This window comes from Psychrobacter sp. 1Y11 (assembly GCF_052259045.1).
Classification (GTDB): Bacteria; Pseudomonadota; Gammaproteobacteria; order Pseudomonadales; family Moraxellaceae; genus Psychrobacter.
Window position 1 is genome coordinate 1 of sequence record NZ_JBQQER010000016.1, and the last position, 21,483, is coordinate 21,483.

At 44.6% G+C, this 21,483-nt stretch carries 19 protein-coding genes; 6 read left to right on the forward strand and 13 right to left on the reverse strand.

Features of this window, described 5'->3' with window-relative positions:
* From ACTXGJ_RS11720 to ACTXGJ_RS11740, 5 genes are all read right to left on the reverse strand, one after another.
* On the reverse strand, positions 1 to 1,109 hold a 1,109-nt coding region (locus ACTXGJ_RS11720; protein WP_443566063.1), incomplete at its 3' end, for a transferrin-binding protein-like solute binding protein.
* 415 nt (positions 1,110 to 1,524) lie between these two features.
* Positions 1,525 to 2,895 (reverse strand): OmpP1/FadL family transporter, encoded by a 1,371-nt coding sequence (locus ACTXGJ_RS11725; protein WP_443566064.1) that lies wholly within the window; start codon positions 2,893 to 2,895, stop codon positions 1,525 to 1,527.
* A 475-nt stretch (positions 2,896 to 3,370) separates the two neighbouring features.
* Complete coding sequence (locus ACTXGJ_RS11730) at positions 3,371 to 4,804, reverse strand: hypothetical protein (RefSeq protein ID WP_443566065.1); 1,434 nt, start codon at positions 4,802 to 4,804, stop codon at positions 3,371 to 3,373.
* A 284-nt stretch (positions 4,805 to 5,088) separates the two neighbouring features.
* Positions 5,089 to 6,582 carry an OmpP1/FadL family transporter gene (locus ACTXGJ_RS11735; RefSeq protein ID WP_443566066.1) on the reverse strand — a complete coding sequence of 498 codons (1,494 nt, stop codon included), beginning with the start codon at positions 6,580 to 6,582 and terminating at the stop codon, positions 5,089 to 5,091.
* 287 nt (positions 6,583 to 6,869) lie between these two features.
* A complete protein-coding gene (locus ACTXGJ_RS11740; protein WP_439244496.1) occupies positions 6,870 to 7,142 on the reverse strand; it encodes a SlyX family protein in 273 nt (90 codons plus the stop codon).
* 193 nt (positions 7,143 to 7,335) lie between these two features.
* Here ACTXGJ_RS11740 and ACTXGJ_RS11745 point away from each other — a divergent pair, with 193 nt between their 5' ends.
* The 6 genes from ACTXGJ_RS11745 (at position 7,336) to ACTXGJ_RS11770 (ending at position 13,750) form a co-directional block, all read left to right on the forward strand.
* On the forward strand, positions 7,336 to 9,270 hold the full coding sequence (locus ACTXGJ_RS11745; RefSeq protein ID WP_443566067.1) for an ATP-binding cassette domain-containing protein: 1,935 nt from the start codon (positions 7,336 to 7,338) through the stop codon (positions 9,268 to 9,270).
* 568 nt (positions 9,271 to 9,838) lie between these two features.
* The gene (petA, locus tag ACTXGJ_RS11750) at positions 9,839 to 10,423 is read left to right on the forward strand and encodes a ubiquinol-cytochrome c reductase iron-sulfur subunit (protein WP_439244492.1); all 585 of its coding nucleotides are present in this window, start codon (positions 9,839 to 9,841) and stop codon (positions 10,421 to 10,423) included.
* Between the two features lie 22 nt (positions 10,424 to 10,445).
* Positions 10,446 to 11,651 (forward strand): cytochrome b, encoded by a 1,206-nt coding sequence (locus tag ACTXGJ_RS11755; protein ID WP_439244504.1) that lies wholly within the window; start codon positions 10,446 to 10,448, stop codon positions 11,649 to 11,651.
* Positions 11,651 to 12,367 (forward strand): cytochrome c1, encoded by a 717-nt coding sequence (locus ACTXGJ_RS11760; protein WP_439244490.1) that lies wholly within the window; start codon positions 11,651 to 11,653, stop codon positions 12,365 to 12,367. The genes ACTXGJ_RS11755 and ACTXGJ_RS11760 overlap by 1 nt, the downstream gene beginning before the upstream one ends.
* A 253-nt stretch (positions 12,368 to 12,620) precedes the next feature.
* Positions 12,621 to 13,235 (forward strand): glutathione S-transferase N-terminal domain-containing protein, encoded by a 615-nt coding sequence (locus tag ACTXGJ_RS11765; RefSeq protein ID WP_439244488.1) that lies wholly within the window; start codon positions 12,621 to 12,623, stop codon positions 13,233 to 13,235.
* 74 nt (positions 13,236 to 13,309) lie between these two features.
* Entirely contained in the window at positions 13,310 to 13,750 is a 441-nt protein-coding gene (locus tag ACTXGJ_RS11770) for a ClpXP protease specificity-enhancing factor (protein ID WP_439244486.1), read from the forward strand.
* Between the two features lie 90 nt (positions 13,751 to 13,840).
* Here the strand turns inward: ACTXGJ_RS11770 and dcd are convergent, their stop codons facing one another.
* The 8 genes from dcd to ACTXGJ_RS11810 all read right to left on the reverse strand — a co-directional run bounded on the left by dcd (position 13,841) and on the right by ACTXGJ_RS11810 (position 21,366).
* The gene (gene dcd / locus ACTXGJ_RS11775) at positions 13,841 to 14,416 is read right to left on the reverse strand and encodes a dCTP deaminase (RefSeq protein ID WP_439244484.1); all 576 of its coding nucleotides are present in this window, start codon (positions 14,414 to 14,416) and stop codon (positions 13,841 to 13,843) included.
* A 133-nt stretch (positions 14,417 to 14,549) separates the two neighbouring features.
* Positions 14,550 to 15,653, reverse strand: coding sequence for a DUF2804 domain-containing protein (locus tag ACTXGJ_RS11780; protein WP_443566068.1), 1,104 nt, complete (start codon positions 15,651 to 15,653; stop codon positions 14,550 to 14,552).
* A gap of 22 nt (positions 15,654 to 15,675) precedes the next feature.
* Positions 15,676 to 16,101 (reverse strand): hypothetical protein, encoded by a 426-nt coding sequence (locus ACTXGJ_RS11785; protein ID WP_443566069.1) that lies wholly within the window; start codon positions 16,099 to 16,101, stop codon positions 15,676 to 15,678.
* Between the two features lie 85 nt (positions 16,102 to 16,186).
* A complete protein-coding gene (gene apbC / locus ACTXGJ_RS11790; RefSeq protein ID WP_443566070.1) occupies positions 16,187 to 17,419 on the reverse strand; it encodes an iron-sulfur cluster carrier protein ApbC in 1,233 nt (410 codons plus the stop codon).
* A gap of 112 nt (positions 17,420 to 17,531) precedes the next feature.
* Positions 17,532 to 18,872 carry a magnesium transporter gene (gene mgtE / locus ACTXGJ_RS11795; RefSeq protein WP_443566071.1) on the reverse strand — a complete coding sequence of 447 codons (1,341 nt, stop codon included), beginning with the start codon at positions 18,870 to 18,872 and terminating at the stop codon, positions 17,532 to 17,534.
* Between the two features lie 160 nt (positions 18,873 to 19,032).
* Positions 19,033 to 19,833: a 3-hydroxybutyrate dehydrogenase gene (locus ACTXGJ_RS11800; RefSeq protein WP_443566072.1), complete on the reverse strand. Its 801-nt coding sequence runs from the start codon at positions 19,831 to 19,833 to the stop codon at positions 19,033 to 19,035.
* Positions 19,834 to 19,924: 91 nt separating this feature from the next.
* Complete coding sequence (locus tag ACTXGJ_RS11805) at positions 19,925 to 20,554, reverse strand: CoA transferase subunit B (RefSeq protein ID WP_439244473.1); 630 nt, start codon at positions 20,552 to 20,554, stop codon at positions 19,925 to 19,927.
* Between the two features lie 98 nt (positions 20,555 to 20,652).
* Positions 20,653 to 21,366 carry a CoA transferase subunit A gene (locus tag ACTXGJ_RS11810; RefSeq protein WP_443566073.1) on the reverse strand — a complete coding sequence of 238 codons (714 nt, stop codon included), beginning with the start codon at positions 21,364 to 21,366 and terminating at the stop codon, positions 20,653 to 20,655.
* Positions 21,367 to 21,483 lie beyond the last annotated feature (117 nt).

The window sequence follows — 21,483 nt, forward strand, 5'->3', positions numbered from 1 at the left end:
TCAGTTGGATCAGTTGGATCAGTTGGATCAGTTGGATCAGTTGGATCAGTTGGATCAGTTGGATCAGTTGGATCAGTTGGATCAGTCGGATCAGTCGGATCAGTTGGATCAGTTGGATCAGTTGGATCAGTTGGATCAGTCGGATCAGTCGGATCAGTCGGATCAGTTGGATCAGTTGGATCAGTCGGATCAGTCGGATCAGTCGGATCAGTTGGATCAGTTGGATCAGTTGGATCAGTTGGATCAGTTGGATCGGTTGGTTCTGGCGTTACCTCTTGGTTTTTCTCAGCGCCAAAGGTACCTTGTGAGCCATTACCTTCATAGATACCACCGATGTAATTGGCATCTTTACCGTAGAAAGCACCTTCAGTATTATAGCCATTCTCGTCAGCTGCAGTACCTGAGAACTCGTTACCGTCGATATCTGCTGCTAAATTAATATCACCTGCATTGGCAAACTTCAATTCGCCAGCTACTTTCTTCGCGACAAAGTCAGCAGTGAACGCAGAAGTACCATATTCAATAGCATTACCAGGACCTACTTTACGATTGGTAGCATCACCCGTGTATTCAAACTTACCTTCTGTCGGTAGGGTCGCAGTTTTATTACCAATGACTAGAACACCGTCTACTGGAATTTGATTACCTAAAGCACTGACAGCGCCATCAATATGAGCAACACGTAACTCACCGTCATCACCAAAATCTTTATAGACTGAGGTATAAGCTAGGTCACCTTCCGCTAATACTTGGCCAGTACCTTCATAAGACTTGAAGCCATTTTCAGTGTCATTATCGTCATCACCTGATAAGGTAACGGCTACGGGGTTCTGTACAACGCCCGTTAAAACTTCATCGGCACGAGCATCTGCATCAGCAGTACTCCGGATATCAAAATCACGTGTGGTATTTGTTAGAGCACCTTGACCAAGCGCCGTTCCATCAACAGATAAATGCTGAGCGCCCGATAAGTCCGCTTCCGCTGCTGAGCTGTAGTCTTCACCAGGCTCAGGCTCAGGAGTAGGTTCTGGTTCAGGCGTTGGCTCAGGCTCAGGAGTGGGTTCTGGAGCTGGAATGGTTGGACTGCTACCATCAAAGATATCACTCATATTATAAGAATCGCTACCACTACTTCCGCAGGCTGCTAATATCACAGAAGTCAGGATTACGACGCTAGCTTTTAATGGGGTGTTTAATTTAGGTGCTGTAGAATCAGCTGAGATTGAATGACGGTTAGGTAACATTCGTATTCCTCCATGGATTATGATGAGATATTCCTTTCATATTCAACGCCTTATAGCAGTTGAACAACTTTTATAGATAACCAAAAATAGCATAGTAAGTCAAGATTTAATTATTTAACCTTTACGAGATACGATAATACTTAACCGTAAAAGTAATACTAAACTGAATAACCACGCTTTATTAATATCTACATTTTACTTAAACTATTTTCGCTTACTATAAAGCTCATCCATCACCGCTTGATAAGCTTTATAGAGCGTTAATTAAATAGAAATTAGTTTACTGGCTCTGATAAGACAGTTTTACACCAGCAATATAGCCATCATTGTCATCGGCTTTACTGACGACGCTACCATTAGGTAATTGTCCTGTGGCATCACCAAACTTGAGGTATTTACCGCCAACTGAGACCGCCCATTCTGGAGTGACATTATATTTAACGCCGCCGCCTACACTATAGAAACCTTCAATAGTTCCTAAAGAGCTGACAGGGTCGCCTGCGCCTGAGTCATAACCGACTACGACTGAACCAGCTAACTTTTCATTGAAGCGTTTGGCTAGGCCTACATCGACTTTCCACTGGTCTTTATCATAAGACAATAAAGGCAAGCCTTCAGGTACTGCTGCTTTTGAGTAAGCATTGTAGAAAGGCGGTACAATCTTAAAGTCGCTCCAAGGTACCCAGCGTACGTCTACCGTACCTAGTAGCTGATACTCTTGACTAAGGCCAGTTTCGAAGTTTAAGTTTACAGATTCCGGAGTCGTTACTGTGGCCCTAGTGGTCGCGTACTCACCTATGGACTGGCCTAATTCAGAGTTTGGATCAATACCAAGCTGCCCTAAAGCAGTATTTTTCAAGCCTGTACCTAGTAATGGAATTCTCTCGCCTATCTCAGTTTCATGATCAATCTCTGAGCGATAAGTCAAGTTAGCTTTTAGAGCAATCTCAGGGATACTATACCCTACCCCTGCTACCCAGCCATAGTCAGTATCGCCATTGACGTTGGCATCATAACCGGTCAGAGGACCATAGGCTTTACCACGCAAATTTACTTCAGCTTTTGCTCTTTGCATGACTGGGCCGCCAAAGACTTGAAAGCCGTTAGACTTAAAGCCTAGTAAACCCGTCCACGTCTCAGTATGTACGCTAACGTTAGTGTTCTTTTCGTAGTTAGGATCGTTTACAGATGGATTGATCGTTGATTGAGGCAGCACAATCGGAGTGCCGTCAGGACCTCTTGTGACAAAGTTGTTGTCGCCAGGACGAGATACAAAGTTATGATCACCCTTATATTCAACTTCGGCACCAAATGGCTCATCGTAGAAGACACCAATACTGAAGTTCTCATTAATGTCAGTCTTTACACCGTAACGAGCGAAAGTATACGCATCATCAGTAGCATCGCCAGTGTCATTGCCTTTGACATAACCAGATTCGTTATCAGTGATACCAAATGGTGTTCCAGCGTTGTCATGTGCTGAAACATCAGTATCGATATAAGCATAATCAATCTCAGCGTAAGTGCCTGGATTGAAGAAACCTTTGATATCTTGACCAGAGCGATCAAGTCCAGCTGCTTGAGTAAATGAGGCAGCAGATAAAGTGATAAGCGCTAAAGTGAGCTTAGAGATAGGGAATTGTTGCGACACGTGACATCCTCCATGAATAATATTATCGATCGGTAGGGTTATCCACCTGACCTCTACTTGCAATCCTTTGCCAAACGACGAAAACATCGCTCGCAAGATTTGATTTTACTATGTTATCAGATTTTTTAGACATCACAGTAATGTAAGTCAAGGTAACTGATTTTGATATCATAGTTAATTTTTAAGGTTATAGCAAACCTTCTTTATCGACTTTTATTAAGGGCAATTTTTCTATTTTAAGACAGAATATCTGGCTTTATAGATATAATGATAACTAATCAAATCAAGGCCTAGCAAGCTAACAATAGCCGACATATAACTTCGTACACTTTCTTTTAGATAGATTTTTCGATTAACTAGCTTTATATATGACTAGTAGGTTCACAATTATTTTAGTCATTGTAAACCTAAAAAAGCGACTTTAAAAAGTCGCTTTTTTGAAATTATACTATTATGACGATTATTTTGTACTATATTATTTACCTTGATAAGACAGCTTCACACCGGCAATAAAGCCATCGTTATCTTCGAAATCATTGACAATTTTGCCAGTAGGTAGTCTGCCTTGAGCATCACCGAACCACAAGTACTTACCGCCTGCTGAAACGGCCCATTCAGGGGTTACATTGTACTTAGCTCCCAAGCCAACACTGTAATAACCTTCGATAGGACCTAGAGAGGTGGTTGGATCGCCAGCACCACTATCCCAGCCTACTGTACCATTCACCGCTAAAGCAGGAGCTAAGCGCTTAGCAACACCGATTTCTACTTGGTATTGATCATCATCATAGTCGACTAAGTTGAGACCGTCTGGACCAAATCTACCTAAGGTAGCATCGTTATATAGTGGTGGCGTGATTTTGAAATCACCCCATGGCACCCAGCGCACCTTAGCAGTTGCCAATGTGGTCGGATTGATACCAGTTTGGAAGTCAAAGTTGATTGACTCAGGTGTTGTCGTTTCTACCTTACCGCCACGCTGATTAGGTAGCTGACCACTAGCTTGACTACTCAATAATGGCGCTAGAGGATATACTTCAAATGTTGGCGATTCATGATCAATCTCAGAACGGTAAGTCAATGCGGCTTTTAGAGCAATCTCAGGCTTACTAAACGAGATACCTGCTAGATAGCCATAGTCTGTATCACTGCTCGTGTTGGAAGTATATCCGGTGGCCGGGCCATAAGCCGTACCACGAAGCCTAGTCTGAGCTTCAATACGCTGAGCAACTGGACCACCATAGATTTGGAAGTTCTTTTTTGGACCGAATTTCATACCTAAAATAGCGGTTAAGTTATTGCTACGAACTTCAACTTTGGTCGTTTCGCCTGGTGTAGCAGCTCCAACATCAGCAACAGCTACTAAAGGTGCTAGAAGTGCTAATTGACCTTGTTGCTCAGGAGTTAAGACACCTGCCGCTGCCCCTGCTTGTAATTGTTCTAACGCATCTGCAGCTTGAGCATAGTTTGTCAGTCCAAGTGGCGATCCTGGACCAATCGCTCCACCTGATGCGCTACTGATAACAGCGTCTCGGTCGCCATTGGCTACAAAATTGCCTTTTTTATATTCAGCAGCAGCACCGAAGGGCTCATCATATATAACACCGATACTGAAGGTGTCATTGATATCCGCTTTTACGCCATAACGGAAAAAGTCGTAGGATTCAGCGATATCTCCAGTATCATCACCGCGCGCATAATCATTATCAGTCAAAAGTTGGTTTGCACTATCGCGACCACTAACATCAGCGTCAATATAGGTATAAACGGCCTCCGCGTAAGTGCCGTCTTGAAAAAAAGCAGTAACATCTTGACCAGAACGATCAAGACCAGCAGCGCTAGCTATACTAGCTGCAGAGAAAGCAGCGACAGCTACCGCAAGGGTTTTTAAATGAAAGGTAGGGCGCATTTTGTATCTCCAAACATCCTCATTGTTAAACCGTCAGCATAGTCAAGTTGTTACCAAATATGTCAACGATGTCCTAATTTAATAGTAATGGCTTTTTCACTTTAAAACAACAATTAAATACTTTATTTATCATCCTTTATCTGCGCAACATTTACCGTACTAATGTCAACTTTACTACCAAACAGTTTGCATCGGTCAACAAAAAAGCGACCCCTAAGGATCGCTTGTTATTATCGCTTATTTTATGATTTACTTTCATAAGTCCTTAACGCTATCTTAGTTCACTACTGCGCTGCCTGATAAGACAATTTAACGCCTAATACGTAACCATCATTGTCTTCGAAATTAGCGACTATTTTTTGGGTAGGTAACTGACCTTTGGCATCACCGAACCATAAGTATTTACCACCAGCAGATACCGCCCAGTTTTCAGTGACGTTGTATTTTGCGCCAAGGCCAGCACTATAGTAGCCTTCAATTGGGCCTAGTGATGTTACTGGGTTACCTGCACCGCTATCCCAACCAATATTACCTGATACAGCCAGTGCTGGCGTTAAGCGCTTAGCTAGACCAAGCTCTACTTGCCATTGGTCGTCATCATAACTGACCAAAGCTAAACCCTTATCGTCTTCGGTAGCACGCTTGCTGACTTCGTTATATAAAGGCGGCACAATAGCAAAGTCGCCCCAAGGCACCCAGCGTACTTTTACGGTGGCTAAAGTAGTTGGGTTAATACCTGTTTGGAAATCGAAGTTTACTGATTTCGGGGTAGTAATCTCAATAGTGCCACCCTGACTAGGATCACCACCTAATGCGGCAACTAAAGGATATTGCTCATCGATATTGGTATTATGTTCAATCTCAGAGCGATAAGTCAATGCCGCTTTTAAAGCAATCTCAGGCTTGCTATAAGAGACACCAGCGAGCCAACCAAAATCTTGATCAGAGCTGATATGAGCGGTGTAACCGGTTGCTGGACCGTACGCTACGCCTCGTAGCGCTACATCGGCTTGTACTTGTTGAGCGACAGGACCACCATAGATTTGGAACTCTTTATTGGTGCCTAATCTCGCGCCAAGAATACCAGTAACGTTTTCGGTGCGTACTTCTACATTAGTGCCTTCACCAGTCGTCGCTTGCTCTGCTTGCGCTGAAGCTACTGCCGCGCCTAACGATTCGGCTTGACCTTTTAGCTCTAAAGCTTTGTCTTGGGCAGCTTTTGCTTGCGCGGCAAATTCTGCTGCTGCTTGTGGCGAGGTCGCATTTTGGGCTTGCTCGGCGAACTGGGCAGCGGCTTGACCTGCTTGCGTAGCACCTTTTGAGAGCTGACCTATTTTATTGCTAGCATCTACTAAACCAGTAGCATTGCCATTTGAGATAATGTTGATAGCGTCATCTAGGTTGCCTTGAGCGACGAAATTATTATTACCAGTATAATCAGCAGCAGCGCCGAATGGCTCGTCGTATAAGATACCAACGCTGAACGTGTCATTGATATCGGCTTTTACGCCATAGCGAAAGAAATCGTAAGACTCAGCGATATCGCCTATCTTATTGCCCTTGGTATAGGCTTTATCATCAGCACCTATATAAGCGTTGTCATGACCGGTGACATCGCCATCGATATAAGTATAGACCGCTTCGGCATACAAGCCGTCTTGTAAAAACGCGGTAATATCTTGACCAGAACGATCAAGGCCTGCAGCGCTAGCCGCGCTAGCCATAGAAAAAGTAGCAATCGCTACGCTAAGAGCTTTTAAACAAAAAGTGCTACGCATTGAATCTCTCCAAACATCCTAACTGTTTTATTTTCTTACTCAATAAGCATAAAGGGATTAAACATTAATGAGTAAGTGGGATTGAAGGCAAGATACTAATGGCTTTTACAAGTGATGACAACCATAAAAAATAATTATTTAATTACTATGCCGTCACAATATAGTCACAACTTTACATTTAATAAAACTCATATAATCGCGTTTGCGATTTGGATCGGACGATACTGGCGGCTATCTATACAAGGCTGGTACTTAGCAGAATGGCATTTAGTAAAATGACATCTGTCTTAATAATGTGGAGGTTTATCCGCTAGGACATCAAAAGGAGCGATACCGTCGCTTTCGTTTTGACTCTGTACTTGGTTATAGATAAGCTGCAACTGTCGTTGTAGCGTTTGGATATCTTTATCTTGACGGGTAATCACTTGGTCCAATCGCTCTACGGTTAGCTCAAGATGCGCCATACTCATTTGTAGCTCAATCATCTCATCTTTTAGTTCAGCCTGTGTCGGCGAGTCGTTTTCTGTCGCCTCTGATGGCTGGCGCAAATATAGTGGCATGATAACTATCCTATCCATTGAAGGTTAATAATTTAGTAATAAGGTTTCCGCGATAAAAAAGCGTTACATCCGCTAAAGTCATCTAGGGTCATGTTATACTGCTGACAATTTAGCGTGGCTCGTATTTAACCGCTTAGCTAAGCCCTATTTTATCACCTATTCTCCTCTACTATATATAAGCTTAAGACAATCTATGGCACTGATACATCTAAAAAACATCCACCTCGCTTTTGGCGTAGCACCTATCCTTGACGGCGTTGATTTCAGTATTGAGGCGAGCGAACGCGTTTGTCTAATCGGTCGTAATGGCGAAGGTAAATCTACTTTATTCAAGCTCATCAACGGCACTATGCAGCCTGATAGCGGCGAAGTCATTGTCAATAGTAGCGTGCGTGTTGCTATGCTTGAGCAGGATGTTCCTGAAACTCGCGGACGTATACTAGATATCGTCATGGGCGGCAGCCGTCACACGGCTGATCTACTCATGGCCTATAATCAGCAAACTGATCTATGTGCTGAGGGCGATATGGACGCCTGCGAGCGCATGGCGACTTTGCAACACGATATCGACGCGGTACACGGCTGGGATTTAGAGCGCGAAGCGACACGGCTGATTACCACGATGGGACTCGATCCTAATGATGACCTGTCCTCGCTATCGGGTGGTCGTAAGCGCCGAGTGCTGTTGGCAAGAGCCTTAGTCACTAAGCCTGACGTATTATTGCTTGATGAGCCCACCAACCATTTGGACGTCGATAGTATCGAGTGGCTCGAGCGCTTCTTGTTAGATTGGCAAGGTTTGACACTGCTGTTTGTCACTCACGATAGAGCGTTTGTGAATAAGCTGGCGACGCGTATCGTCGAATTAGATCGAGGTCTATTGACCAGCTATGATGTCACCCAAGGCGCTAAAGGCTACGCGCGCTATCAAGAATTAAAAGAGCAGCAATTACTCGCTGAAGAAAAAAACAATGCCAACTTCGATAAAAAACTAGCGCAAGAGGAAGTTTGGATTCGCCAAGGAATCAAAGCTCGCCGCACTCGTAATGAGGGCCGCGTGCGGGATCTAAAAGCATTACGCGAAGAGCGTAGCCAGCGCCGTGAGCAAGTCGGTAACGTCAATATCACGATGGGTGAAGGCGAGAAAAGTGGCAAGCTTGTTTGCAAGGTTAAAAACCTACATCTTGAGTACGACGGCAATGTACTAGTCGACAATTTTAGCACCACGATTATGCGCGGTGATAAAATAGGTATCATTGGTCCTAACGGCGCTGGCAAAACCACCTTAATTAAAGCCTTGCTCGATATGTCTGATGATGAAGTCACTAAGACTGGCACTGTAGAGCTAGGAACTAATCTACAAATCGCCTTTTTTGATCAGCTGCGTGATCAGCTCGATTTAGAAGCTAGCGTTGCCCAAAACGTTTCTGAAGGCTCAGATTTCATCGAAGTTGGTGGCCGCAAGACGCACATCATGAGCTACTTGCAAGACTTCTTATTTGCGCCGGAGCGTGCGCGTACCCCTGTCAAAGCCTTATCTGGTGGCGAGCGTAATCGCGTACTGTTGGCCAAGCAACTGTTAAAACCGGCTAATATTCTAGTGCTCGATGAGCCAACCAACGATTTGGACATGGCGACCCTCGAATTATTAGAAGAGTCAGTCAGCAGCTTCAATGGTACAATACTGCTTATCAGCCATGATCGCTCGTTTATGGATAATGTGGTTACCTCTACTTGGGTATTCGATACCGATGAAGAGGGTAATGGCGTGGTCGATGAATATGTAGGCGGCTATCAAGAGTACTTAATTCAAAAGAATCGCGCGCAAGCGGTAAAGGCGCCGAGCACTGCTAGCACTTCCAAAGCCAACCAAAAACCAGCAACGCCAACTAAGCCTAATAAAGCGCAAAAAAAGCTCAGCTTTAATGAACAGCGCGAGCTTGATTCGCTGCCAAAAGAAATCACTAAGCTAGAATCAGAGCAAGCTCAGCTACAAGACAAACTAGCCGATGGTTCTTGGTTTAACGAGGACTTTGATGCCGCAACAGCGGCCAGCGAACGCTTGGCAGTTATTGAGGAGGAGATGATGACGAAGCTTGAGCGCTGGGAAGCGCTTGAGAATGATTAGAGCATTATCCTAGTATCTTTCATTTCCTCATTCTCTCATGGCTACTGACTTAAATGAGAGGTTAAGTAGAATCGGTTACGTAAAGGCGCTGAAAGTTAGTGAACATTGAGCTGATTTCGAGTATCATCGCTTATAAATAAATACCCTTATCATTTATAAGGTAATCTTATTACTCGTAAGGCGATATTTGTTGCTGTGAAATAAAAGCAGTCTTTGAATCCTCACTAGCGATTATAAGTATTTTTGAATAGTGATTATATATGTCATGTAACTATTATAATGAGGCATATCGTTCAGTCGATGCGAATTATTTTGATAATGACTTAAGAACTTCAACAGTGTAAAGCTAATAATAATGCCCGCAAAGGTCGCGTTATTTTTGGCGTACCAATTTATTTTTTAACCAAAATAGCTTAGAATAGTAACAATTAGCAAAATTAGGCATAGCTGATGCGGCTTGTCTCTTTATATTGTCAATATGGTATAAACCAATACTAGATGTTTTATATTTCTAAGTCATAAACCCAGTGTGGGATAATCCCATTTCATTCACCTGGAGGAAGTATTAATGAGCCAAGCCGAAGGCGTTAATGTACAACGCCGTAGAGTTTTGATTGCTTCAACTGCCGTAATTGGTGCAGCTGGAGTAGCGGCGGTAGCCACCCCTTTTGTTCGCTCTTGGACGCCAAGTGCCAAAGCTGAAGCTGCGGGCGCGGCAGTTACTCAAGATATAGGTTCTATTGAAGACGGGCAAATGATTGTCGTAAAGTATCGCGGCAAACCTATCTATGTCGTCAAACGTACTGAAGATATGGTGAATACTTTAGAGCCTGTTGAGTCCTTACTAGCTGATCCCGACTCAAGCGCATCGCTACAACCTGAATATGCCAAGAACCAAACTCGTTCTATCGAGCCAGGCCTATTAGTGGTTGAAGGCGTTTGTACCCATTTGGGCTGTGCCCCAAACTATCGTCCTGAAGTTGGCGCGGCTGACTTAGGCGGTAATGACTGGTACGGCGGATTTTTCTGCCCTTGCCATGGTTCCAAATATGACTTAGCAGGTCGCGTTTATAGCGGCGTACCGGCACCAACGAACTTACCCATCCCAGAGTATAGTATGGATGGTACCATCTTGACAGTTGGGGAGGCTTAATATGAGTATGGGTAAAAAATTAATGCATTGGGTGGATTCGCGTTTTCCGGCGACTGAAACCTACGAATACCATATGTCCAAGTACTATGCACCAAAAAACTTCAATTTTTGGTATTTTTTTGGTGTGTTGTCAATGGTGGTATTGGTTAACCAGTTGGTGACTGGTATCTGGCTGACCATGATGTATAACCCAAGTGCTGAAGGCGCATTTGCTTCGGTTGAATATATCATGCGTGATGTCAAAGGCGGTTGGCTCATCCGCTATATGCACTCCACAGGCGCCTCCGCGTTCTTTGTTGTCGTTTACTTGCATATGTTCAGAGCACTGCTATATGGTTCATACCAAAAGCCACGCGAGCTACTATGGCTAATCGGTATGGGTATCTATTTAGCCTTGATGGCAGAAGGATTCTTCGGGTATCTATTGCCTTGGGGTAATATGTCATTCTGGGGTGCTCAGGTCATCTTGAACTTACCGGCAGCTTTGCCAGTCATTGGTGACGGCCTTGCTGAATGGGTACGTGGTGATTACATCATCTCAGGTATCACGCTTAACCGCTTCTTTGCGCTACACGTTGTTGCTATTCCGCTAGTATTAGTTGGTTTGGTATTTATGCATATCGTAGCTTTGCATCATGTCGGTTCAAATAACCCTGATGGTATCGATATTAAGAAGCTTAAAGATAAGAATGGTGTACCTTTAGATGGTATCGAATTCCACCCGTACTATACCGTTCACGATATGGTCGGGATTGTGGTGTTCTTTATCTTGTTCTTTGCAGTGGTATTCTTCTTCCCAGAAGGCGGCGGTTATTTCTTAGAGCCACCTAACTTTGAGGCGGCAAACTCCTTAAAGACACCTGAGCATATTGCGCCAGTATGGTACTACACGCCTTTCTACGCTATCTTGCGCGCGGTGCCAAATAAGCTTGGCGGGGTTATCGCTATGGGCGGTGCCATCGCAGTGCTATTCTTGATCCCTTGGCTCGATAGATCGCCAGTACGCTCTATTCGTTATAAAGGTATCTTGTCGAAGATTGCATTGGTTATATTTGCTATTAGCTTTGTAGTATTAGGTTATTTAGGTGCAACACCGGCCACGCCTACTGCGACAATCATGGCACGTGTTTTCACTATCTTGTATTTCTTATTCTTCTTACTAATGCCGTTTTACACTGCTATTGAGACGTGTAAACAGCCACCAGAACGCGTTACCGGAGGTCACTAATGAGAACCCTAACAAAATCATTGACTGGTTTGGGCTTAGGTGCAGTATTGACCTTGACTGCTAGCACCGCTATGGCAGCAGGTGGCGGTGGCTGTGGTACCTTCGTTAATGCCGAAGGCGTTGAAGAGCATTTGGCTTGTAGCGATGCTCCGGTAGATTTCACTAACAAGGGCTCGCTACAAAACGGCGCAAAAATGTTTATGAACTACTGCGCTGGGTGTCACTCAGCGAAGTATGTTCGTCATTCACGTATCGCCAAAGACCTTGAGATTCCACCTGAACTAGTCGAGAAGTATCTGATGGTGACTACCGATCAAATCGGTGATCATATCAATGCGGAAATTGACCCAGAACTACAAGCGTCTTGGTTTGGTGCTGCGCCTCCTGATCTATCGCTCGTGAACCGTTTACGCGGTGATGATTGGGTCTATACTTATCTGTTATCTTTCTATGAAGATCCAAGCCGTCCTTGGGGCGCTAACAATTTAGTATTGGCTAATGCTGCTATGCCTCATGTCTTGCATAACCTGCAAGAAAGCGTGAGCCAAGAAGAGTTTGAGAGCGAAGTGGGCGATCTAGTCAACTTTATGGCATGGATGGGTGAGCCGGTTCGTCATGATCGCCGCGTCATCGGTGCTTTTGTCATTCTATTCTTGTTAGTACTACTTATTCCAGTTTACTTGCTCAATAAAGAGTTCTGGAAAGATGTTAAATAAATAGACATTAAATAAGTCTTATTTTTTCGCTACTTTTAATAAACAAAGCATTACTTCGGTAGTGCTTTTTTTGTGCAGTATATAGTTTGGCTTCAGTATTCAATATTTTAACGGCTAGAAAGCGGCCTAAACCTATCCCACTAATCAATTGTATATACCTGCTTGGAATTGGCTAGCATTTACGCTTACTACCTTGATTAACAAGGTGAGTTTGTTTACGATGACAGCCTTAATAATTGAATATTAGGCTGCTATGATCGATACGAATGACATTCCCAGTAGTCAGCTTATCTTGTACGCTGACGATGGCTACGATAGTCATGTCGTGCGTTTACTGTTGGAGGAAAAAAAGCTCGAGTATTATTTATCGCGTCTGCACTCTGAGCGGCCCGAAGATTTGACTGAGTTAAACCCCTACCATACTTTGCCGGTACTACAGCAGCGCGAAATCTCACTCTACGAGATTAACGTCATCTTTGAGTATCTCGAGGAGCGTTATCATGCCAATAAGCTACTACCAGAAACGCCGCAAGAGCGAGCACAGTTTCGACAATTGGCTTGGCGTATTCAGCACGATTGGTTGGTATTAGGCAAACGCTTATTAACCCATCCTGATAGCTTTAACCAAGCGCAAGGGGCTTTAGCGAAGAAACAACTGGCTGATTCGCTGATTACTATCTCGCCGCTATTCGCTCATAAGCCTTACTTTATGGCGGATGATTTTGGCTGGTGCGATGTCTTATTAGCGCCGCTGTTATGGCGATTAGAGGAGATGCAAATCGAGCTACCACGCGCTATCAGTCGCCCTTTATTAGATTATCAAGAACGGTTGTTTGAGCGTAAAAGCTTTCAGGCCAGCGTCCGTTAAACTATTGCAGTACTTTTATAATTTGAAAATACTTGTTAGTATTATTTTGTAAAATATCAGTAGAGGAATAAAAAATGAGTGATAATCCGATCGCTATTACCCCAACGCGTCCTTATATGATACGCGCTATTTACCAGTGGATAGAAGATAATGCGCTAACACCTTACTTGATGGTCGATGCCACGGCTGAAAATGTGCAAATACCTACTGAACATGTGCAAGATGGACGTATCGTGCTCAATATTGCCAGTCGTGCCACCGGTAATATGAGTATGGAAAATGATTACATACATTTTAGTGCGCGTTTTGGCGGGGTATCGCAGGAGATTTGGGTGCCACTACCAGCGGTACTTGGTATTTATGCCAAAGAGAACTCACAAGGGATGTTCTTTGATCCAAATGAATACGATAACTATGAGCCTGAAGAAGAGACTAGCGCGGTATCGAATAAACCAAAAGCCGCTGCTCCTAGACCGAAACGCGATAATAAGGCAGGTTTAAAAGTGTTGAAGTAATTCACTTAAAGTAAAATATGATGACTATAGAAAAACGGAGCCTATCTATAAGGCTCCGTTTTTTTGGCTGAGCATTCGTTTTAGTTAATACTAAGTCCTAGGCAAGGTCACCCCGCGCTGACCTTGGTATTTACCGCCGCGATCTTTGTAGCTGGTCTCGCAGACATCATCGGCGTCGCTCTGGAAAAACAACATTTGCGCGACGCCTTCACCGGCATAAATACGCGCCGGCAAATTGGTGGTATTACTAAATTCTAAAGTCACATGCCCTTCCCACTCAGGCTCTAGCGGCGTGACATTGACGATGATACCGCAGCGCGCGTAAGTCGATTTACCTAAGCAGATCGTCAGCACATCACGCGGGATGCGAAAGTATTCCACAGTGCGGGCTAGCGCAAAGGAGTTTGGCGGAATGATACACTCATCACCAACGATATCGATAAAGCTTTTTTCATCGAAGTTTTTGGGATCGACGACGACTGAGTGTACGTTAGTAAAGACTTTGAACTCAGGAGCGCAGCGCACATCATAACCGTAGCTTGAAGTACCATAGCTGATGAGGCGCTCGCCTTCGTCATTGAAGCGCACTTGCCCGGCTTCAAATGGCTCAATCATCTGCTGATTTTCAGCCATTTCACGGATCCAGCGGTCAGATTTGATAGACATTTTTATCCTTAACAGTATTTATAGTGTTTATGATAGATATTTCGGTAGCGATGATTATACGCAGTTGAGGAGTCAAATTATAGGCTTTACGCTAGATAAAAGTATCCACTCTACATTCAGCTAGAGTCAGGCATTACCATTTAGCAAAGTGATCTTCTGCTAGCCCTAATACCTTATCTAAGCGTATCACTTTCCCGGCTAAGCGTATCTCCCCACTGTACTCTCCTAGCCACTGCTCAAAGATACTAGCGACCATACCGAAATTATCTCTCTTTTTATAGACTCTAATCGGCGTGAAAGTTAAATCGATATCAACACTGCTCCAGCCCAAGTTTCGATGATAAATGTGCCAGATATCTACGGATAAGTCGTCAGTACCTTTACGCTCAAATAGTACTGGTGGCAGATAAAAAATCTCACCATCGAGCCAGCAAGCATTTTCGCTCATGCCTGTCTCGTTAACGCCCATAGACAGATTCAATAAAAAATGCCTGCCATCTGTTAGATAACTATTGACACAACTCCAAAACCAATTGGTCTCATGACGCATATAGCCCAGTGTCCAATCTAAATTGGCTCTCGTTGTCTTAGTCAGTTCAATTTTATGCTGCTGACCATCAGCGGTTATCTTTGCACCAGCTTTGATAGTTATCTCGCCGGTGGTAGCGCTCAACGGCTCTTTTTGCGTAAAAGTCCAACCGCGCCTACCCGTTGGTGTACATATCGCTAGCGGTTGCTGCTGACGCTCTAAGTTTGCATTGGCTGTTAGATAATGGCTATCAAGCTCGATACTCACTTGTTCAGGGGTAAAATCTAGCGTTAGGCTAAGCTTACTATGACTAAAAGACATCTGCCCTTGATAGTGGTCGCCTTTAAATTCACTGCGGCGGGTGATTGGCTGCAAAGCTTCACCAATCTCTAACTGCTCAGTCTCCTCATTGTAAATATAAACGAAGGCACTAGTAGCAATCTTAATCGTTGCCAGTGCAAAACAAACTCTAAAAGGCGGTTCAATAATTTGGATAAAGCAGAATTGATTGGCCTTGAGGTCTTTGCGCCAGTTCGATAATGGTTTTTGCGAGATTAGCGGACTGTAATAGTCGAGATAGTTGATATGTTTAACTGTTGAGAAAACACCAAACTGCGGTTGTCCATTGTCGATAAGCGCGTCAAGCTGAGCGGGCTTAGAATGGACGGTTGAATGTTGCAAGTGTTGTTGGTTACGTTTTTGACTCATTAGCTGGCATCCTAGCCAAATGTTATTGAGAGACTGGCTGTCCTTGATAGGCAACTGCGGTACTTATCACTATTCTTTTTGCCTGCCTTGATGCAGCCCAAATGGCTTCTCTAATAGCTTTAACCTCTATCACAGTTAGTCCATCGGCCAACTCTTGCGTCACATTTGCTACAGCAAAAGCATTTGTCCCAAAAGGATGTTTGGGAAACTTTAACAATAAAGCCGCCATTGCCTCTACTGCTAGCAAGAAATCAGCAATCACCATTCGGCGGTTACTAAAGTTAGCATTAACCTGATAGCGCTTGCTACTACCATCTTTATAGTAGCAAACGCCAATCAATTGGTTATTTGATAACTCAATCTCATACACGGGCGGACGCAGCATTTTTAATAACTTATACTGCTTAGGCGCACCCTCTAAGTGATTTTGATAAATAGATACGCTCACAAAATTCCCTTTTTGAAAATAAAAGTACTTTAAGACCTATTTCCGCTTAGGCTATTTAATTATCGATAGAAATCATTGAAAACGGTTAAAATATCCGTTTATCATTAACAGGTCTAGCAAACTTAGCGATATTCGCTTCGATATTTTTGGCAATGTTTACATAATAAGTCGCAAACTCATCCTCTGCCAACACACTTGGCTCGCCTTTATCCACTTGCGCGCGAATACCACTAGCTAATGGCAACTGTCCTAATAGTGGTACCTGGTACTGCTCGGCGATCATCTCTCCGCCTCCCTTACCGAAGATGGCTTCGGTATGCTGACAGTTGCTACAAGTGTGTAGCGCCATGTTTTCAACCACACCCAAGACTGGAATATTGGTCTTATTAAACATCTCAATACCTTTTTGCGCATCAAGTAAAGCGATATGCTGCGGGGTAGTGACAATCACCGCGCCAGTCACTGGTATACGCTGAGCAAGCGTGAGCTGAATATCACCAGTACCAGGTGGCATGTCGATCACTAAGTAATCGAGCTGCGGCCAGTTGGTTTGATTATAGAGCTGCATCAGCGCGCCCGTCGCTTTGGGGCCGCGCCAAGCTACCGGAGTATTATCGCCATCGAGCAAACTACCGATAGAGAGCATTGCTAAGCCGCGCGCCTCGACCGGAACGAACTGATCGTTTTCAAGTTCAGGCTTAATATCGGCAACCCCAAGCATCGTTGGCATACTAGGACCATAAATGTCGGCATCAAGTATCCCAACCTTATGACCTAATTTCTGTAGTGCCAAGGCGATATTGACGGTGGTTGTCGATTTACCGACGCCGCCTTTACCTGAGGCCACGACGATGATGTGACGAATACGCGGATGCGCGGCTAAAGAGGCTTGGGTGGGAGCGGCTTTACTGATAGGCACCTCTGCATCGCCGCTAGTGGGCTTTGAATCAGCAGTAGCGCTTTGTTTACTTGCCATCGCATCCGTCGTTTTTGGCATAGGAGTAGCCGCTGATTTGGGCAAACTAGCGCTAGAGGCTTTGGGCGGCGCGGGCAAGCGTACATTCATGTGAATGACCTCAATACCGTGAGGCCGTAATAGTTGCCCAAGCTCTTGCTGAATCATCTCAGGATCGCTACTGTGCGGCAAACGCAAGTCTAACGTTAGCTCATTATCATTACGCTCAAGGCCAGTAACCATAGTCGCGATACTCACATCACCGACATGATAACTAAGCAGTGCCTTGTCAACCGCGCTATCACGCTGCGCTTGCTGCTGCGGTGTTTCAGGCTTGGGGTTTTTCTTCATAAAGTTAAACATAATAGCCTATATCGTTTTTATAAGTATGTAGTGTCATTATACCGTCATCGCTACTGTTTTTATAAGCTAGAAGCTTCTAAGCTCACTAAACTTTACGCACTGGTCGTTCATACTAGCCTATAGCCAAAAACTTCGACGCAATAAATAAATAAATAAGGACGCCTGAGGCATCGCTTATCGAGGTAATCAAAGGCGCGCTCGCCGTCGCGGGGTCAAAGCCTAGTTTATTAAGCACAAAAGGCAGACTCATACCAATCACACTACCAATTAGTACCACCGAAACCATACTTAGCGCTAGCACGATCGAGACTATAAGATCACCGCGAATATAGCCAATAACCGCGACTGCCACTGCCATTGTAGCGCCAAGTAGTAAAGCCACTAAGGCTTCTCGCCCTAACAGTGAAAACCAGTCGCGCATCACCACATCACCTGTTGCAAGCGCCCTCACCATCAAAGTCGCTGACTGCGAGCCGGCGTTACCGCCGCTATCGACGAGTAAAGGTAAAAAGAAGACTAAGACTAAGTTTGCAGCAATGACATCTTCAAAATTGGCAATACTAAATCCTGATAATAGATTACCAAATATTAAGAATACTAGCCAAAAGACGCGCTTGCGATATAAGACAGTAATGCTTGCATCTTTTAAACGCCCTACCATGGTTGAAACACCGCCAGACTTGTGGAAGTCATCGGTTGCCTCATCGCTTGCCACATCCATTGCATCGTCATGAGTGACAATACCGACTAATGCGCCTAGATCATCGATAATAGGCAAGGCAATCAAATCATAACGAGCGACCACTTTTGCCACATCTTCTTGATCATCATTAACATTACAAGACACCGGATCGGTGACCATCAGATCACTGATAAGCTGCTCAGGTGCTGCTAATATGAGCACTCGCAAGGACACTACTCCTTGCAGACGGCGCCCCTTGTCGATGACATAAGCATGATAAATCGTCTCGGCATCAGGCGCTTCTAGGCGTAGAGCTTCTAGCGCCTTTTTGACCGTCATCTGCGCGCTTAAGGTGGCATAATCTGAGGTCATCAATGCCCCAGCGGTACGCTCCGCATATGCGGCAAGCCTGCGAATATCCTCTCGCTGCGCTTGTGCTAAAGCCGGAAGCAAGGCGTCTCGTTGCTGCTGATTGAGGCGCTTGTAGAGATCGGTGCGCTCATCTGCTGGCATCTCGCCCACCAGCTTTGCCATCTGCTCTCGAGGCAGTTTGAGCGCCATAGCAACCTGAGCATCAGCGTCGAGATAAGAAAAAATCGTCGAGCGATTTGGCAAGCGCTCAAGTAGTTGCCAAGCAGAACTAGGATTGATTAACGCGAGTATATCCGCGATATCAATAGGACGTAGCGCTTCAACCTGATCGGCTGCTTTATCATATTGTTGCTGATCAATAGCACTACTTATCTTTAACGCAAAAGCTTCATTATGCATTATTCTGCTCCAAGCAGCCTAAACGATGCGCTTACCATCACAAAAAAGAGCCAATAGTATGAATAGTATTGGCTCCAATGAATAGGTATTAGATGCTAATAGATTACCCTTTTATTAGCAAGCGTATGACGGTTAAATCAAGAGGCGATAGCGTAAACCATCAGTTCATAAACCAACCATGACTGGCGACGATGGACTGACCAGTAAACACGTTGGTTGGAAACGCCGCTAAAAACAGCGCCAACTGGGCAATATCATCCACGGTCGTAAACTCTTTATCCACCGTATTAACGAGCATAATATCGTTGACCACTTCGGCTTCACTAATGTTCTTTTCAGCGGCTTGCTGCGGGATTTGTTTTTCAACTAACGGCGTTTTGACAAATCCTGGGCAAATCACGTGCGCGCGCACATTATGCTTTGCGCCCTCTTTTGCCAGTACGCGGCAAAGTCCCAACAGACCATGCTTGGACGTCACATAAGGGGCTTTATATAGTGAAGCTTCATGCGAGTGCACAGAGCCCATATAGATAACGGTGCCGCCCTTGTCGTCTTTATACATGTGCTGAATGGCCGCTTTAGTGGTCAAAAACGCACCATCTAAATGAATAGCGAGCATTTTTTTCCAATCCGCAAACGCCATGTTGTTGATCGGATCGATGATTTGAATACCGGCGTTTGAGACCAATATATCGATGCCGCCAAAAGTATCTACTAGCTGTTGTACGCCAGCATTGACACCGGACTCTGACGTCACATCCATCTCAATGGCTAACGCCTTGCCGCCTGCCGCTTTAATCGCATCAACGGTTTGCTGGGCGGCATCAAGATCAATATCGGCAATACCGACGGCCGCGCCTGCCTTGGCATAAGTTTCTGCAATATCTCGGCCGATACCGCTAGCTGAGCCGGTCACTAATGCCACTTTAGCGCTCAAATCCTGTTGTAACTGTGTTGCCATACCACATCCCTTGTTATTAAATACTGCTTTTGATTTTTATTGAGCAGTAGTTGTTGGTTTTAGCTATCGCATTATAACGACTGAAAAATAGCTACTGAGCAATGGCTACTGGCGTCTTTTCTTGCAGCTCAGCAAAGCTGACGCCATCGGCCAGCTCAACCAGCTGTAAGCCGTTATCAGTGACGTCCAACACCGCAAGCTCAGTAATGATGCGATCGACCACGCCTTTACCCGTCAAAGGCAGTTGGCACTCAGATAAAATCTTAGGATCACCATGTTTATTGACTTGTTCCATCAACACAATCACCCGCTGTACGCCGGCAACCAAATCCATCGCGCCGCCCATACCTTTAACCATCTTTTTGGGGATCATCCAGTTGGCCAAATCACCCTGCTCTGAGACTTCCATGGCGCCTAATATGGCAAGATTGACATGCCCGCCGCGTATCATCGCAAAGGAATCAGAGCTACCAAAATAGCTAGCGCCAGAAGCTGCGGTAACCGTTTGCTTGCCGGCATTGATTAAATCTGCATCGACGTTATCTTCGGTTGGAAACTCGCCAATACCTAATAGGCCATTCTCAGACTGTAGCCAAACATCCATTCCCTCAGGGATATAATTCGCTACTAAGGTTGGCAGGCCGATACCTAAATTTACGTAGTAGCCATCTTCTAGCTCTTGCGCTGCCCGCTGTGCCATCTGCTCTCTTGTCCATGCCATGTCGTACTCCTTTTTATATTACTTTTTTAAAGCTGCTTTCTTTAATTTATTTTCTGTAAGCTACTATTACACTGTTAGATTTGCTCTAAAGCGTTTATTTAAGCGCTCTCAGCCGCTTTGACAGTAGTTTTTTCGATGCGCTTTTCAGGCGTACTGTTGAGCACAATACGCTGCACAAAGATGCCCGGTAGATGAATCTCATCAGGATCCAGTGCGCCGATCTCCACAATCTCTTCGACCTCAGCAATCGTGATTTTACCAGCCATCGCACAATCTGGGTTGAAGTTACGGGCAGTTTTATTAAAGATAAGATTGCCAGCTTTGTCAGCTTTTTGCGCTTTGATAAGGGAGACATCGGCAGTTAAAGAATGCTCAAGCACGTAAGTACGACCCTCAAAATCTCGCGTCTCTTTACCCTCGCTAACTAAAGTGCCGACACCAGTCGCCGTATAAAACGCTGGAATACCGGCACCGCCTGCGCGTAGCTTTTCGGCGAGCGTGCCTTGCGGAGTCAGCTCAACCTCAAGCTCGCCTGCTAAGTATTGACGCTCGAACTCTTTATTCTCCCCCACGTAAGATGAGATCATTTTTTTAATTTGCCGTGTTTGTAGCAGCAGCCCTAGGCCGAAGTCATCGACGCCGGCGTTATTACTGATACAAGTTAAGCCTTTGACGCCACTATCACGTAGCGCGGCGATTAACGACTCGGGTATACCGCATAGCCCAAAGCCACCAATAGCAAGGGTTTGACCATCTTTGACGATGTCTTCTAGAGCGCTCTTGGCACTGTTATACACTTTTGATTGACTCATGCTTATCTCCTTTAAGCTTTTTTTTCATTTATTTTCGATAATCCCTTACGTTTTCTTTTATTTTAAAAATCATAGACTTATCACTAAAAGTTAAACGCTAAGTATATTTCAATAAAA